A 15,363-nucleotide genomic window follows, 5' to 3' on the forward strand; every position below is an offset into this window, starting at 1 on the left:
GGACCCGTGTCCGCACCACCACCGCCCACCACCGCCCGCTGCCGCACGCCGCGCCGGGGCGGCGGACGGGGCGGTGCCGCCGTTCGCGCTCGATCCGGGAATCCGCGCGGCCGGCTCCGACGCGCCCGGCCGACGGGCCTTCCCCGCCGGCCGTCCGAACGCCCCGGCACGTCGCCGCGCCGCCGAGGCGGCCGGCTCGTCGTCGGTGCGGGGCCGGCCGGGAGGTGCACGCGGTCGCCGCCGCGTGCGGGACCGTCGGGCGCACAGGGCCGCGGGCGGCCGCCGGGGCGCGCGCACCGCTCCGCCGCCCGCTCCGGCGTGGCCGGGGCCGCGGCCGGGGAGGCGCCCGTCGTGCACCGGCCCTCCGGTGGCCGGCCCGGCCCCGCTCCGCCCGGGGCGATCAGCCGCCGGGGACCCCGCGCCGTTCGTCCCTTGGAGTGAGGTCACCCGGAAACGGCGCCGCAGCGGGCAGGAATCAGCGCATCCGTCACAGCGCACCCGGCGGAGTCACCGAGGTGCGACCAACCGGAGTGAGAAGGGGTTGTGCATGATCGGAATGCCGCCGATGACGGCCGCGCCGGCCGAACCCGTCGACGCCCCGCTCACCGCGTCCGACGCCGCGAACGCCGTCGGCACCGTCCTTGAGCGGGTCCTCGACGTACGCCTGCGTCACTGCCGTGCCGTCGACCGCGTCTTCGCCCAGGAGCTGGCCGAGCGCCTGGCGACGCTGACCGGGCGGGGCGGCAAACGGCTGCGCGCGGCGTTCGCTTGCTGCGGCTGGCGTGCCGCGGGCGGCTCGGGCGACACCACCGCGGTACTGCGCACGGGGGCCGCCCTCGAACTGCTCCAGGCGTGCGCCCTCGTGCACGACGACGTGATGGACGGATCACCGCGGCGCAGAGGCGCCCCCGCCCTGCACGTCGAACTCGCCCGCGGGCACCGGGCCGCGGGCATGCACGGCTGCGCGGAGTCGTTCGGGACGTCCGCCGCCGTGCTCGCCGGCGACCTGGCGCTGGCGTGGGCGGACGACCTGCTGACGGAGACCGCGCTCGGTACGCCGCACGGACGGCGCCTGTACGAGGAGTGGCGGGCGATGCGTACCGAGATGGTCGCCGGGCAGTACCGCGACCTGCGCGCCCAGGCCGCTCGTTCGTCCGGTGCCGACGAGGCGCTGGCCATCGCCACCCTGAAGAGCGCCCGGTACACCGTCGCCCGGCCCCTCGCCCTGGGCGCGTCGCTGGCCGGGGCCGACGAGGACCTGCTGGACGCGCTGCGGGCGGCCGGCCGGTGCGCCGGTGTGGCCTTCCAGCTCCGCGACGACCTGCTCGGCGCCTTCGGCGACCCGGCGCTGACCGGCAAACCGGCCGACGACGACCTGCGGTCGCGCAAGCTGACCTACCTGCTGGCCGTCGCCCTCCGGCTCGCGGACGCCGCCGGGGACCGCCACGCCGCCGCCTGGCTCGGACCGGACGCGGACCCGGCGTCCGGGTACACCCCGGAGCGGATGCGGGCGGCACTGGAGCGCACCGGGGCCCGGGAGCTGGTGGAGACGGAGATCGAGGAGTTGGCGGACATGAGCCTCGGGCACTTCGAGCGCACCGGCGCGCCCCCCGCCGTACGCCGCGAGTTCGCCGCGCTCGTCCGGCGCGCGACGGGCACGGCCCCGCGCCGTGCCGAGGAGGTCGCGTGAGGAGGGTGCCGGGGCCGACCGACCACGTCGTCGTGGTGGGCGCCGGCCTGTCGGGGCTGGCCTGCGCGCTGCACCTGCTGGGCGCGGGCCGCCGGGTCACCGTCGTCGAGCGGGACGCGGGTCCCGGCGGCCGGGCCGGCCGCGTACGGCTGGGCGGTTACCGGGTGGACACCGGTCCCACCGTGCTGACCATGCCGCACCTGGCCGACGAGGCGTTCGCCGCGGTCGGCGACAGCCTTCACGACCGGGTGGAGCTGATGGCCCTGCACCCGGCCTACCGGGCGTGCTTCGCGGACGGGTCCTCGCTCGACGTGCACACCGACGGCGCGGCGATGGAGGCGGAGGTGCGGCGCTTCGCCGGGCCGGCGCAGGCGGCCGGCTACCGCGACCTGCGGCGGTGGCTGGAGCGCCTGTACCGGGCGCAGATGCGCCGTTTCATCGACACGAACTTCGACTCGCCGTTCCAGCTGGTCCACCCCGACCTGGCCCGGCTGGCGGCGCTGGGCGGGTTCGGGCGGCTGGACGGCCGTGTCGGACGCTTCCTCTCCGACGAGCGCCTGCGCCGCGTCTTCTCCTTCCAGGCCCTGTACGCCGGTGTGGCCCCGGCGCGGGCGCTCGCGGCCTACGCGGTGATCGCCTACATGGACACCGTGGCCGGCGTCTGGTTCCCGAAGGGGGGTGTGCACGCGCTTCCCCGCGCCATGGCCGACGCGGCGGCACGCGCCGGCGCGGATCTGCGCTGGGGGGCGGGGGTGACCGCTCTGGAGCGCTCGGCAGGCCGCGTACGGGCCGTCCGCCTGGCGTCCGGCGAGCGCGTCCCGTGCGACGCGGTGGTGCTCACGTGTGAGCTGTCCGCCGCCTACCGGCTGCTGGGACGCCCGCCCCGGCGTCCGGCACGGCTGCGTCACTCGCCGTCCGCCGTGGTCCTGCACGCGGGCACCGACCGGACCTGGCCGCACCTCGCCCACCACACGCTCTCCTTCGGCGCCGCGTGGGAGCGCACGTTCGAGGAACTGACCCGCACCGGTGAGCTGATGAGCGACCCCTCCGTGCTGATCACCCGCCCGACCGCGCACGATCCCGCCCTGGCACCGCCGGGACGCCACCTCCACTACGTCCTCGCCCCCTGCCCGAACACCACGGTCGGTCCCCCGGCCGCCGCCTGGCGGGACCTGGGACCGCGCTACCGCGACCGCCTGGTCGGCGAACTGGAGCGCCGGGGCCTGGACGGGTTCGCCGACAGCGTCCGGGAGGAGCTCCTGGTGACCCCGCTCGACTGGGCGGCGCGGGGCCACGCGGCGGGCAGTCCCTTCTCGGTCTCCCACACGTTCGCCCAGACCGGTCCGTTCCGCCCGCGCAACCTCGTACGAGGGGTGGAGAACGTGGTGCTGGCCGGCTGCGGGACCACTCCGGGCGTCGGCGTACCGACGGTGCTCATCAGCGGCAAGCTCGCCGCCGCCCGCGTCACCGGCGGCACCGCCCCGCGGCCCGGCCGGGCGCGTCCGCCCCTGGGGACGGCCACCGGGCCCCGCGTCCCGGCCGCGGCAGGTGCCGATGACCCGTCGTGAACTGGCGGCGGCCGGCATCACCGATCCCGCGCTGCGCTCCGCCTACACCCGGTGCCGGCGGCTCAACGCCCGCCACGGCAGGACGTACTTCCTGGCCACCCGCCTGCTGCCGCTGGAGCGCCGTTCGGCCGTGCACGCCCTGTACGGCTTCGCCCGCTGGGCCGACGACATCGTGGACGACCTCGACCGGCGGCGCACCCCCGACGAGCGCGACCGGCTGCTGCGCCGCCTGGAGAGGGACCTCGCGAGCGGGCTGCTGGCCGGCGGCGGGGACGAACCCGTGGTCCGCGCCGTGGCCGACACCGCCGACCGGTACGGCATCGAGCACGTCCTCTTCGCCGACTTCCTGTCCTCCATGCGCGCCGACCTGACCGTCACGGACTATCCCACCTACGCCGACCTGCGGGGCTACATGCACGGTTCGGCCGCGGTGATCGGGCTGCAGATGCTGCCGGTGCTCGGCACGGTCGTGCCCCGGCAGGAGGCGGCCCCGCACGCGGCGGCGCTCGGTGTGGCGTTCCAGCTCACCAATTTCCTGCGGGACGTGGGCGAGGACCTCGACCGGGGCCGCGTCTATCTGCCCGGCGACCTGCTCGCCGCCCACGGGGTGGACAGGGGGCTGCTGGAGTGGAGCCGGCGCACCGGAGGCCGCGATCCGCGCATCCGCGCGGCCCTCGTCGCCGCGGAGGCGATGACGCGGGACGTGTACCGGGCGGCGGAGCCGGGCATCGCCATGCTCGATCCGCGGGTGCGTCCCTGCGTCCGCACCGCGTTCACCCTGTACGGCGCGATCCTCGACGCCATCGCGGAGCGGGACTACACCGTGCTCCATCGCCGCGCGGTGGTGCCCCGCCGGCGCCGCGCGGCCACCGCCGCGGCGGGTGCGCTGCGCGTGGCCGGCGCGCGGTGGCGCGCTCACGCGCGGCGCGGAGCGGCGGCGGGCGGGCCGGCGCTGGAGTGGAAGGAAACCGCGCGGTGAGGGGGCCGGCGGACCGGAAGCGCTGGAGGCCGCCGTTGCTGCGCCGGCGGGCCGGCCCGGACTGGGCGGCGCAGCCACCGACCTGGCGCCGGGCGCGGCCGGCGCTCATCGAGGGCGCGCTCGAGCGGGCGTCCGCCCGTCCGTCCGGCAACTGGTTCGTGGCCGGCGCCTCCCGGGACGTGCGCGCGGGCGGTCGCCCGTACGGCAGGACGGTCGGCGGGGTGGAGGTCGTGCTGTGGCGGACGGACGGCGGTGAACTGCGCGCGGGCCCGGGGATCTGCCCGCACCTCGGTGCTCCCCTGCGCGACAGCCGGGTGGTCTGCGACAAGCTGGTGTGCCACTGGCACGGACTGGCCCTGGACGGTTCCGCGTTCGCCGGCTGGCGGCCGCTGCCCGCGTACGACGACGGCGTGCTGGTCTGGGTCAGGCTGGACGGGGCGGGCGGCGAGGAGCCCACCGAGCGGCCCGTGGTGCCCGTGCGGCCCGCGGCGGGCAGCGGGGTGGACGCGGTGTTCACGGCGGTGGGGCGCTGCGAGCCCCAGGACGTGGTGGCCAACCGGCTCGACCCGTGGCACGGCTCGTGGTTCCACCCGTACTCGTTCGTCGACCTGTCGGTGGTGCGGGAGCCGCGGGGCGAGGAGGACGACGTCTTCGTCGTCGACGTCTCCTTCCGGGTGGCCGGGCGCCTGGTGGTGCCGGTGCGGGCCGAGTTCACCGCGCCGGAGCCGCGCACGGTCGTCATGCGCATCACCGGCGGTGAGGGCGCCACGTCCGTGGTGGAGACGCACGCGACCCCGCTCACGGGTCCTGGTCACAAACGCCCGCGCACCGCCGTGGTCGAGGCGGTCGTCGCCGCCTCGGACCGGCCCGGCTTCGCCCTCGCCCGGGCCGCCGCCCCCGTGCTGCGGGTGCTGATGCGCCGTACGGCCGGGCGCCTGTGGCGCGACGACCTGGCCTACGCCGAGCGTCGCTGGGCGCTGCGCAGCACCGGGCGGTTCCCCGGGTGACCGGGCGCCGGCGGTCTCGCGGGCGCCGGTGCCCGCGAGACCGCCGGCAGCGGGGCGGGCGGTCAGCGGGACGGGCAGCCAGCAGGACGGCCGGTCAGCAGAACGGGCAGTCAGCGGAACGGGCAGTCAGCGGGACGGCCGGTCAGCGGGGCGGGCGGCGTCCCGCGACCGCCCCGAGCGCCCGGAGCACGGGCGACCGGCCCGCCCGGGGGACGGTCCACAGCACCTGGCCCCGTACCCCCCGGTCGGCGAGGAGGGCGTTCGCGGCCAGGAAGCCGGTGGTGGCGGCGCGCTCCATGAGGGCGACGGGCAGATCGCAGCGGATCGCGTCACCGGCCAGGGTCAGCCACGGGTGCGGGGTGCGCACGGTGGGGCGCCGGTGGTACGAACCGGCCTCGAAGAGCGGGCAGTCCGAGCGCCACTCGTGCCGGACGTCGACGACGCGCGCCCCGCGGGTCTCCGGGTACACCTGGTGGAGCCGGCCGGCCAGCGCGTCCTGCACGTCCTTCCGTTCCGCCGCGGGGTCGACGGCGTAGGCGTGCAGTTCCACCACCGAGCCCCCGGTCCGCGCGGCCCAGCGGGCGGCCTCGCCCTCGTACCGCTCCAGGATGCTGATGTTGTCCAGCCCGCCGTAGCCGCTGGTGCCGAGGAAACCGGGCCGGTCGGGACGGACCGGCCGGTCGAGCCAGAGCCGGGAGACGAGGAACGGCGGTGCGGTGCGCAGGGCGGTGACGGCCTCGCGCCAGCCGGAGGTGCCCAGGCCGGGCGACGCCTCGACGACCCGGCGCAGTCCCGCGGTGTCCAGGGCGAGCACCACGGCTTGGTGGCGGTCGGCACCGGTGCCGGTGCGCACGTCCGCTCCCGCGCCCTCGCGCGGCAGGACGGCGTGCACGGGGACGCCGGTGCGCACGTCCGCCCCGAGGCGCTGGAGGTAGTCGCCCAGCGGATCCCACAGCGCCTGGGGGAAGGGCTCGCTCGGGACGTCGAAGAGCAGGCCCTCGGCCGATCCGAGGAAGTAGATGTGGAACATCAGCAGCAGTTCGGCGGCGGACAGCGCGCGCGGGTCGGCGAAGAAGCTGCGCGAGAACACCTCGAAGGCCAGGTGGTGCGCGGCCCGGGGGAAGCGCACGCTGTCCAGGAAGCCGGTGGCGGTGACGTCGTCGAAGCGTGCGTACACCTCGGGCACGCGCACGTCGAGGAGCGGGAGCGCGGCCCGGGCGTCCATGGCGGCCAGGTCCCGCCAGCCGAAGGTGGGGCTCAGGGCGACGAATCCGAGCGCGCTGAACGGGGGGGTCCGCGGGACACGGGCGAAGCTGTCGGTCAGGCCGCCGCTGTGCCGCAGGGGGTAGTCGGGCAGCGGGGTGAGCCGCGCGAGGGCGGGGTCGGTGCGGCGCAGCAGGCCGCGGAGGTTGTAGTACTGGCGGAAGAAGGCGTGGAAGCCTCGGGTCATGGTCACCGCGGAGCCGTCCGCCAGCACGGTGCGGCGGCCGGAGAGCCGGCCGCCGAGCGCGTCCTCCTGCTCGTACAGCGTCACGCGGGCGCCGCGTTCGGCCAGCAGGGTGGCCGCGGCCAGACCGGCGATGCCGCCGCCGATCACCGCGACGGACGGCTCGTCCCCGCGCCGGAAACGCTCGGCGCCGGGTGCGGGCGTCAGTACCTCGGCCTTGCGGTCACGGCCCCGCCGGGGGGCACCGGTGCGGCGGGCGGTCACCGGAGGCGCTCCCTCGCCGTGGCCGAGCCGTTGCGGGCGAGGAAGGTGTGCGCGATGCCCGTCTGCCATCCGGTGACCGGGGCGACGCGCACCGCGGTGAAGCCGGCCCGGGTCAGCCGGTCGGCGAAGGCGGGGGCGGTGTCGAAGGCGACGACGCTGTGCCACAGGTGGTGGTACAGGGCGCGGTCGCCGGTGAGCGTGCCCGCCGGGACGACGAGCCCGCGGCACACCGCCGTCCACACGGCCCGGTGCACCCGCGAGCCGCTGAGGCTGTACTCGTGCGCGGCGAGACGTCCGCCCGGCCGCAGCAGGGTCCGGACACTCCTCAGGACCGCGTCGCGGTCGGTGACGTTCCGGAACAGGTACGCGGCGAAGACCGCGTCGAAGGGGCCCTCGCCCGCCGTCGCGGCCTCCTCGGCGGTCAGGTGCAGGAAGCGCACCCGTGCGGGCCACGGCTTGGCCCGTGCGCGGCGCAGCATGCCCGCCGACGCGTCCACGGCGGTGATCCGGGCCCGGGGGGCGGCCCTGAGCAGGGCCCGGGTGGAGGCGCCGGTGCCGCAGCCGAGGTCGAGGATGTGCAGTCCGGCTCCGTCGTCGGGCAGCCGCAGACGGCGGGCCGAGCGCAGGAGGCCGGTGCGGTAGCCGGGGTTGAGGGAGGTGAGGTGGTCGTAGCTGTGGGAGGCGTGGTCGAAGGCGCGGGCCAGGGCGTGGTCGCGCAGCAGGCTCATCGGTGGCTCTCTCCGGTTGTCGCGGTGGGCCGGGGGCGGCGGGGCAGGAAGGGCAGTTCGGCCGCGGTGGACAGCATCGGCAGGACCGGGGTGCGCAGCCCGATGCCCCACTCCTCGCGCAGTGAGGTCGTGCCGTCGAGGAAGCGCAGCAGGCGTTCGGCCGGGACGCGGCGGAAGAGGCCGGTGAAGAAGTCCGGGCCGTTGATCCGCCCGGTGTCCAGGGCCCGCAGCAGTATCGCGTCCATGGCCAGCGCTCGCCGCCCGTGCGGTGCGGGGACGGTCCCGTGCCGGTCGCGCAGGGCGGCGGCGATGGCCCTGCTCTGCCGTTGCACCGCGGCGAAGGTGTAGCCCGTGGCCGGCCGGGTCGCGCCGCCCGCGGATCCGATGCGGAAGACCGCCTCGCCGGTCCGCCGCGGGAAGCGGGCGTCGGTCATGGGGATGATCCCCTGTTCCGTCCGCTCCACGGTGAGCGCGCCGAGCCCGAGGACGCCGTGGCAGTACTGGCCGAGTGCCGCCTCGTACGCCTCGGTGGTCAGGGCACCGCCGGAGAACTCGGTGTACTCCACGAGCGCCCGGTCCGGCGCCAGCGGCAGGACGTAGCCGAAGGCGAGCCCGTGGGCCGGCTGGGGCACCCGGAAGTCCATCAGATCGGCGACCGCGGGATCGAACCGGTCGGTGCCGGTGCGCACGAACCAGCCGCGGAAGTGCTGCAGCAACCGCGTCCGGGCCGGCGGCAGGGCGCGCAGCGGACGCGAGTCGAACACCCGCCGGGCGCGCAGCGTCAGGGGCCGGCCCCCGGGGAGCGCGCACCGGACCTCCGCGCCTCCGGGCACGTCGCGCACCGTTTCCGCCGTCGCGCGCAGGACGCGCCCGCCGGCCGAGCGCGCCAGCCGGCCGTGCACCAGCCGTTCGAACGCGGTGGAGCGCACCATGCGGTAGGTGAACGGGGCCGGGTCGACGGTGACCGGCCGGCCGTCGGGGCCGTGCACGCGCAGCACGGACCAGAACGCGCCGACGGCCTCTTCGAGCCCGTCGGCGCCTTCCCCCCAGTAGCACCAGGTCCGCTCCGCCGGGCGCGGCGGGCCTTCCGGCGGTTCGATCAGGGTCACGGTGGCGGCGCCGGTCTCCGTCAGCCGGTGCGCGAGGCTGAGGCCGGCCGCGCCACCGCCGACGACGACCACGTCGGACGTGACGGCGGGGCCGGGTGTCACCGGGCCCGCCGTTCGCCGGGGGGCGTTCCGCCCGTGCCCGGACGCGGGGGCCCGGCGTCCGCGCGCGGGGCGTGGGTGCCGGTGGCGGTCGCCACACCGGTGCCGGCGGTGGTCGCCGACCGGGGTTCCAGGGGGCCGGCCGCCGCGCGGAAGCACGTGGCGGGCGCGGGGCCGCAGGCGCCGGAACGAACGGCCGGGGCGTCCGGCCCCGCTCGCCCGGCGTGAGCCGGACGGCTCGGCCCGCCTCCCGCGGCGGTCACGCGCGTACCCCGGCCGACCGGCCGGGGGTGACCGGCCGGAGGGTGACCGGCCGGGGGGCAACCGCACCGCCCGGCATCCCGATGGCACCGGCAGGCACTCCCGTCACACAGCCCGGCAGAACACGAGCACCGCTCAGCTCCACGCTTCACTCCTGGTCACGAAACCGACGAGTCCATCCCCCGGCACTGCTCCGGGCCCTGGGCCGTCCGTGGACGCGCCGGGTGCGACCGGCAGCACGGTGCAGTCCGATGATCTGCTGGCTGTCCCGCGTACTCATCCCGGGCACGGTGTAGGAGGGGGCCGAACGTTCTGACGGCACAGCGGTGCTCCTTGCATGGTCCGGTGCGTGGCACAAGTCAGACAAGCAGCCCGCGCGCGTCCACCGGCCGTCCGACGGCGTCCAGCCGGTCCGATCTCACCGGTACGGAGCAGGGAGCGGCGAGCCGTGGGGGTGGTGCCGCTCGGGTCCCGCCGGGGGACGCGTGCGTCAGGCCGTCATGCCAGGGGGTCGTGACCCCAGTTCATGAGCGAATGCCTCCACCGGGTGTCCGTCACGTCACCCGGGGGCCGCTGGGCGAGATGCCGGTGGATGTAGCCGACGACCTTCCTCATGTGCCGGTAGTCCTCGTCCGAGAGGTCGCCCTTCTTCGCGTCCAGGATGTCCACGATCCGGCGGCCGGAGGCGTGCCCCGTGGACTCCTCGCCGTCCTTGTGCTGCCCGGCGTCCCTCGACTCCTCCGAGGCCAGCCACTTCCGCAGGTCGGCCGGCTTCATGTTCACCAGTGCGCGGAACTCGTCCCAGGTCTCTTTCCGCTCGTCGTCGTCCACGCGGCGTCACTCCTCGTTCTCGCCCTCCTGGTCCTTCCTCCTCCCAGGGTGGCGGCTCACCGTGCTTTCCGCAGTTCGTGAGCGGGCGCGGCCGGAGGGTGGAGACCCCCGTGCGCCGGCCCGGAGGTGCTCGTCCACCGCACGTCCGGGCCCACCACACGTCCGGGCCCACCACACGTCCGGGCCCACCACACGTCCAGATCCGCCATGCGCCGGGGCGGGACGCGGCCGCGCGCTCCTGGGCGGCCGTCCGCGGCCGTCCGCGGGCGGCGCGGAGTCCGTCGGCCCGCCGGCCGTCGTCCGGCCGTCGTCCGGCAGACGCCGCTCCGTCCCGCTCCGTCCCGCGCCGGCAGGGACCGGCCCGTCGCGCCGCCACCGGGCGCCGGGCCCGCCCCGGCACGTTCTCCCTCCTCAGGCGCCCATGCCCAGGGCTCTGAAAATGATTGTCATCATGCTACGGTCGTCGCACGCTCAACCATTGACCCGCTCTTTACCCGGAGTGACCCCGTGCGCGTCCCTGCCCGTTTCCTGCCCGTCCCCGCGGCTGTCGCCGCCTCCGCCCTGCTCACCGGATGCTTCGCGGCCACCGAGGCCACCGGCACCGGCGGCGGCGAGCGCGTCCGCGTCGCGATGATGCAGCCGCCGCGCTCGGGCCTGTCCCCGCTCTCCGACGACGCGTTCAAGCTGTCCCGCTGGTCGACGGCGGAGACGCTCGTGAAACTGGACGCGGACGGTGACGCCGAACCGGCTCTGGCCACCGGCTGGAAGCAGTCCGGCCGGTCCTGGACCTTCACCCTCCGCGAGGGCGTCACCTTCCACGACGGCACCGAGCTGGCCGCCGAGTCCGTCGTCCGCTCCCTCACGAAGGCGGCCACCGCCTCCCCCAAGCCCCGCATCCTCGACGGCGTCGAGCTGACCGTGGCGGCGAAGGGCACCGGGACCGTGGTCGTCACCACCGCCGAGGCGGACCCCCTGGTCCCGCAGCGGCTCAGCTCCCCGCAGCTGTCGATCCTCGCGGCGAAGGCATACCGGGGCACGACGGTCGACCCGGTCGGCACCGGGACCGGCCCCTTCGAGCTGACCGAGGTCGACGGCACCTCCTCGGCCGCCCTCGACCGCTACGACGACTACTGGGGCGGCACGGCCAAGGCCCCCGGCATCGACGTGACGTTCGTGCCCGACGGCACCGCCCGCGCCGCCGCGCTGCGCAGCGGGGAGGCCGACATCGTCGAGGCCGTGCCCGTCTCGCAGGCCGCGCTGCTGGACGAGGAGCTGATCACCGAGGTCCCGATGCCGCGCACCAACACCCTCTACCTCAACACGGAGAAGGGCGCCTTCAAGGACCCCGCGCTGCGGGCGGCGGCCCGGGAGGCGATCGACGCCGAGTCGATCGTGAAGGGCGTCTACGAGGGCCGGGCCGACGTCGCCGAGGGGCTGCTCGGACCCGCGCTGCCGTGGGCGGCGGACCTGCGCGAGCCGGTGCGCCGCGCGAAGGCGGGCGACCCCGGCGGCCGGACCGTCACCATCGGCACCTTCACCGACCGGGCCGAACTGCCCGAGGTGGCCGCCGCGCTGCAACAGCAGCTCCAGAAGGCCGGGTTCACGGTGAAGCTGGAGGTCCGCGAGTACGCCAACATCGAGTCCGACGCCCTGGCGGGCGCCTTCGACGCCTTCATCCTCTCCCGGGCCACCGTCCTGGACTCCGGCGACCCGGCCGCGTACCTCTACAGCGACTTCGCCTCCGACGGCTCCTTCAACATCCCCCAGCTCGCCGACCCGGCCGTGGACAAGGCCCTGCGCAAGGCCGGCACGACGCCGACCGGTGACGCGCGGCGCCGGGCCGTCGTCGACGCCGAGGCCGCCGTGCTCGCCACCGACGCGGCCGTGCCGATGCTCCACGAGCGCGTGATCCAGGGCGACGCGGCCGACGTGGTCGGCGCGGCCCACGACCCGCGCGAGCGGGAGCTGGTCACGCTCGACACCCACGTCAAGTGAGGCCGTCCGCAGCGGGCGTGACCCGCGCCGGCTGCCTGGCCGCGGTCCTCACCGCCGTCGGACTGCTCCCCTGGCTGTCGGGCCGGGACCCGGCGCTGACCGTGCTGCGCGCCCGGTCCGCCGAGCAGGAGCCGACCGCGGAGGCCCTGGACGCGATCCGCCGGGACCTCGGTCTGGACGCCGGCCCGCTCGCCCTGCTCGGCGACTGGGCGGGCGGGCTGGTCCGCGGCGACCTCGGCACCTCGTGGGTGTCGGGGACGGAGATCTGGCCGTCGGTCGTCTCCGGACTCCAGGTGTCCCTGGGGCTGATGGCCGCCGCGCTGACCGTGGCGGTGCTGCTGGCCACGGCGCTGGTGGCGCCCGTACTGGTGCGGGGGCGGGGCTCGGGCGGGGCGTTCGCCGCCATGGCCGCCGCCGTGCCGGAGTTCCTCCTGGCCACCGTGGCGCTGCTGGTGTGCGGGGTGTGGCTGGGGTGGCTGCCGACGTCCGGCTGGCAGGGCCCCGCGTACCTGGTGCTGCCCGCCCTCGCGCTCGGCGTCCCCGCGGGCGGCCTGCTCGGCCGGCTGGTGGCGGACGCGCTCCCCGCCGTGCTGGACGAACGCTGGGTGGAGCTGTGGCGGGGAGCGGGAGTGAGCCGGGCCCGGGTCTCGGCCGCCGCGCTGCGCCGCGTACTGCCGCCGCTGGTGCCGCAGTTCGGGATGGTCGCCGTCGGCCTGACCGGCGGGGCGGTCGCGGTGGAGACCGTGTTCGCCGTGCCCGGCATCGGACGCACCGCGCTGGGCGCGGCCAAGTCGCAGGACCTGCCGCTGCTGCAGGGCTCGGTCCTCGCCCTGCTCGCCCTGGGCCTGGTCACCGGCGCGCTGGCCGCCCTCGTACGGCGCCGGATGCTGGGGCCCGCCCTGCGCGAGGCCGGGCTGGTGCTGCCGCCGGCCCGCCCGGTCCGGGCGCACCCGGCGCTGCCGGCCCTCCTCGCCGCCGTGCTGCTGGCGGTGACCGGCTGGGGTCTGCTGCGCGACCCGTACGCGGTGGACACCACGGCCCGGCTGGCGGCGCCCTCCTGGGCGTATCCGCTGGGCACCGACGGGCTCGGCCGTGACGTGCTGGCCCGGCTCGGGCACGGGGCCGCCTCGACGGTCGGCACGGCGGCGGCCGTCTGCCTGCTGAGCCTGCTGGCCGGGCTGGCGCTGGGCTTCCTGCCCGGTGTGGCGGCGGGCGCGGCGGACATCGCCAACGCCCTGCCGCCGGTGATCGTCGGCATCCTGGTCGCGGCGGCGGCCGGTCCCGGCACCGGCGGCGCGGCCCTCGCCGTCGCGCTGATCTCCTGGCCGCCGCTGGCGGCGCACGCGGCGGCGCTGGTGCAGGAGGTGCGGGCGTCGGCGTTCCTGACCGCCCAGCGCGCCCTCGGCGCACCGCCGTGGTGGATCCTCACCCGGCACGTGCTGCCGTCCGTCGCCGCCCCGGTCGCCCGGCACGCCCTGCTGCGGCTGCCCGGCATCGCCCTCGCCCTGGCCTCCCTGGGCTTCCTGGGCCTGGGGGCCCAGCCGCCCGCCCCCGAGTGGGGCCTGCTCCTGGACGAGTCCCGGGCCTACGTCGAACGCGCCCCCTGGGCCGCCCTGTCCCCGGCCGTCGCCCTGGCCCTGCTGGCCGGGCTGGCCGTGTCGGGGGCGTCGTACGCGCGGGGCCGGGGCGCCCGGCGCACGGCCGCCCGCACTGTACGGAAGGAGACCGCCCATGCCGTCCGAGGCACTGCTGTCGGTGCGTGACCTGCGGATCGCGTTCGGTCCGGTGGAGGTGGTGCGCGGGCTGTCCTTCGAGGTCCGGCCGCGTGAGGTGTTCGCCGTGGTCGGCGAGTCGGGCGCGGGCAAGTCGCTCACCGCCCGGGCGCTGCTCGGGATGGTGCCGCGCGGTGCGACCACCGGCGGCAGCGTGCGGCTGCGGGACGGTGCCGGCCCCGCCGCCGGGCGCGGGCGCCGGATCACCCTCGTCCCGCAGGACGCCCTGGCGGCCCTCTCCCCCGTCCACCCCGTGGGCGACCAGCTCGCCGCCGCCGTACGGTCGGTGCGGCGGGTCTCCCGCGGCGAGGCGCGCGCCCTGGCCGTGGCGGCGCTGGACCGGGTCGGCATCCCGGACGCCGCGCGCCGGGCCCGCGCCTACCCGCACGAGTACTCCGGCGGCATGCGGCAGCGCGCGGTGATCGCCATGGCGACGGTCAACGAGCCCGACGTCGTGGTCGCCGACGAGCCGACCACCGCGCTGGACGAGGAGCGCCGCGAGCAGGTGCTGCGGGTCCTGGCCGAGCAGCGGGAGGCGGTCGGCGCCGCGCTGGTCCTCGTCACCCACGACCTGGAGGTCGTACGGGCCCACGCGGACCGCGTGCTGGTGATGTACGCGGGACGCGCGGTGGAGACCGGGCCGGTCCGGCAGGTCCTGGACCGTCCGCGCGCCCCGTACACCGCGGGCCTGCTGGCCTCGCTCCCCAAGGACGGCCCCCGGCGCCGCCGGCTGCCGGCGCTGCCCGGCACCCCGCCCGCGCCGGACGCCCTCGGGCCGGGCTGCGCGTTCGCGCCGCGCTGCCCGCTGGCGACGGACGTGTGCCACGACCACGAACCCGAACAACGCACCGTGGACGGCCGGCTGGTCGCCTGCCACCGCGCCGCCGACGTGCCCGACCCGCTCCGGGAGTTCGTGTGACCCGCTCCCTGCTGGACGTCCGCGACCTGGTCGTCCGCTACGGCCCGGTGACCGCCGTGGACCACCTCTCGTTCACGCTGGAGGCCGGTGAGACCCTCGCCCTCGACGGTCCCTCGGGCTGCGGCAAGTCCTCCACCGCCCTGGCGGCGCTGCGCCTGCTCCGGCCCGACGGCGGGCAGGTCCGCTTCGAGGGGCGGGAGCTGACGGCCCTGACCGAACGGGAACTGCGTCCGCTGCGCCCGCGCATGCAGCCCGTCTTCCAGGACCCGTACGGCTCCCTCAGCCCCCGCCACCGCATCCGCGACGCGGTGGCCGAGCCGCTGAAGCTGCACGGGCTGTGGGACCGGACCGCCGGTCCCGCCCGCGTGGCCGAGCTGCTCGACCGGGTCGGCCTCGACCCGTCGTGCGGGGACCGGCGCCCGCACGAGCTCTCCGGCGGCCAGTGCCAGCGGGCCGGGATCGCCCGCGCCCTCGCCTCCGGGCCGCGGCTGCTCGTCCTGGACGAACCGGTGTCGGCGCTCGACGCCTCCGTGCGGGCCGGGGTGCTGAACCTGCTCGCCGACCTCCAGGACGAACTGGGCCTCGGGTACCTGTTCATCTGCCATGACCGGGCGGTCGTACGGCACTTCGCGGACCGGGTGATCCAGATGCGGGAGGGGCGGGCGGTCCGCGCCTGACGCCGGGACCGGGCGTC

At 76.9% G+C, this 15,363-nt stretch carries 12 protein-coding genes; 8 read left to right on the forward strand and 4 right to left on the reverse strand.

Annotation, left to right across the window (positions count from 1 at the left end):
* The first annotated feature begins 547 nt into the window (after positions 1 to 547).
* The 4 genes from ACY1JF_RS16220 to ACY1JF_RS16235 are packed head-to-tail and all read left to right on the forward strand — an operon-like array spanning position 548 to position 5,244.
* Positions 548 to 1,690, forward strand: coding sequence for a polyprenyl synthetase family protein (locus ACY1JF_RS16220; protein WP_462705825.1), 1,143 nt, complete (start codon positions 548 to 550; stop codon positions 1,688 to 1,690).
* On the forward strand, positions 1,687 to 3,258 hold the full coding sequence (gene crtI / locus ACY1JF_RS16225; RefSeq protein ID WP_462705826.1) for a phytoene desaturase family protein: 1,572 nt from the start codon (positions 1,687 to 1,689) through the stop codon (positions 3,256 to 3,258). The genes ACY1JF_RS16220 and crtI overlap by 4 nt, the downstream gene beginning before the upstream one ends.
* The gene (locus ACY1JF_RS16230) at positions 3,245 to 4,237 is read left to right on the forward strand and encodes a phytoene/squalene synthase family protein (protein ID WP_462705827.1); all 993 of its coding nucleotides are present in this window, start codon (positions 3,245 to 3,247) and stop codon (positions 4,235 to 4,237) included. The genes crtI and ACY1JF_RS16230 overlap by 14 nt, the downstream gene beginning before the upstream one ends.
* Positions 4,234 to 5,244, forward strand: coding sequence for a DUF5914 domain-containing protein (locus ACY1JF_RS16235; protein ID WP_462705828.1), 1,011 nt, complete (start codon positions 4,234 to 4,236; stop codon positions 5,242 to 5,244). Before ACY1JF_RS16230 ends, ACY1JF_RS16235 begins: the two co-directional genes overlap by 4 nt.
* 142 nt (positions 5,245 to 5,386) lie before the next feature.
* Here ACY1JF_RS16235 and ACY1JF_RS16240 read toward each other — a convergent pair whose 3' ends face one another.
* From ACY1JF_RS16240 to ACY1JF_RS16255, 4 genes are all read right to left on the reverse strand, one after another.
* The gene (locus ACY1JF_RS16240; RefSeq protein WP_462705829.1) at positions 5,387 to 6,955 is read right to left on the reverse strand and encodes an FAD-dependent oxidoreductase; all 1,569 of its coding nucleotides are present in this window, start codon (positions 6,953 to 6,955) and stop codon (positions 5,387 to 5,389) included.
* On the reverse strand, positions 6,952 to 7,683 hold the full coding sequence (locus tag ACY1JF_RS16245; RefSeq protein ID WP_462705830.1) for a methyltransferase domain-containing protein: 732 nt from the start codon (positions 7,681 to 7,683) through the stop codon (positions 6,952 to 6,954). Before ACY1JF_RS16245 ends, ACY1JF_RS16240 begins: the two co-directional genes overlap by 4 nt.
* Complete coding sequence (locus ACY1JF_RS16250; protein ID WP_462705831.1) at positions 7,680 to 8,894, reverse strand: lycopene cyclase family protein; 1,215 nt, start codon at positions 8,892 to 8,894, stop codon at positions 7,680 to 7,682. Before ACY1JF_RS16250 ends, ACY1JF_RS16245 begins: the two co-directional genes overlap by 4 nt.
* Positions 8,895 to 9,650: 756 nt before the next feature.
* Positions 9,651 to 9,983, reverse strand: coding sequence for a DUF3140 domain-containing protein (locus ACY1JF_RS16255; RefSeq protein WP_462705832.1), 333 nt, complete (start codon positions 9,981 to 9,983; stop codon positions 9,651 to 9,653).
* 507 nt (positions 9,984 to 10,490) lie between these two features.
* Between ACY1JF_RS16255 and ACY1JF_RS16260 the strand changes: the two genes are divergently transcribed.
* The 4 genes from ACY1JF_RS16260 to ACY1JF_RS16275 are packed head-to-tail and all read left to right on the forward strand — an operon-like array spanning position 10,491 to position 15,346.
* A complete protein-coding gene (locus ACY1JF_RS16260) occupies positions 10,491 to 11,978 on the forward strand; it encodes an ABC transporter substrate-binding protein (protein ID WP_462705833.1) in 1,488 nt (495 codons plus the stop codon).
* The gene (locus ACY1JF_RS16265) at positions 11,975 to 13,741 is read left to right on the forward strand and encodes an ABC transporter permease subunit (RefSeq protein ID WP_462705834.1); all 1,767 of its coding nucleotides are present in this window, start codon (positions 11,975 to 11,977) and stop codon (positions 13,739 to 13,741) included. Before ACY1JF_RS16260 ends, ACY1JF_RS16265 begins: the two co-directional genes overlap by 4 nt.
* Positions 13,710 to 14,669 (forward strand): ABC transporter ATP-binding protein, encoded by a 960-nt coding sequence (locus tag ACY1JF_RS16270; RefSeq protein WP_462705835.1) that lies wholly within the window; start codon positions 13,710 to 13,712, stop codon positions 14,667 to 14,669. The genes ACY1JF_RS16265 and ACY1JF_RS16270 overlap by 32 nt, the downstream gene beginning before the upstream one ends.
* Entirely contained in the window at positions 14,666 to 15,346 is a 681-nt protein-coding gene (locus ACY1JF_RS16275; RefSeq protein ID WP_462705836.1) for an ATP-binding cassette domain-containing protein, read from the forward strand. Before ACY1JF_RS16270 ends, ACY1JF_RS16275 begins: the two co-directional genes overlap by 4 nt.
* The last annotated feature ends 17 nt before the right edge of the window (positions 15,347 to 15,363 follow it).

This window comes from Streptomyces sp. SYSU D01066-1 (assembly GCF_054956795.1).

Coding starts and splice junctions, on each gene's coding strand:
- ACY1JF_RS16230 (WP_462705827.1), top strand. CDS start 3,245: ATGACCCGTCGTGAACTGGCGGCGGCCGGCATCACCGATCCCGCGCTG.
- ACY1JF_RS16245 (WP_462705830.1), bottom strand. CDS start 7,683: ATGAGCCTGCTGCGCGACCACGCCCTGGCCCGCGCCTTCGACCACGCC.
- ACY1JF_RS16220 (WP_462705825.1), top strand. CDS start 548: ATGATCGGAATGCCGCCGATGACGGCCGCGCCGGCCGAACCCGTCGAC.
- ACY1JF_RS16270 (WP_462705835.1), top strand. CDS start 13,710: ATGCCGTCCGAGGCACTGCTGTCGGTGCGTGACCTGCGGATCGCGTTC.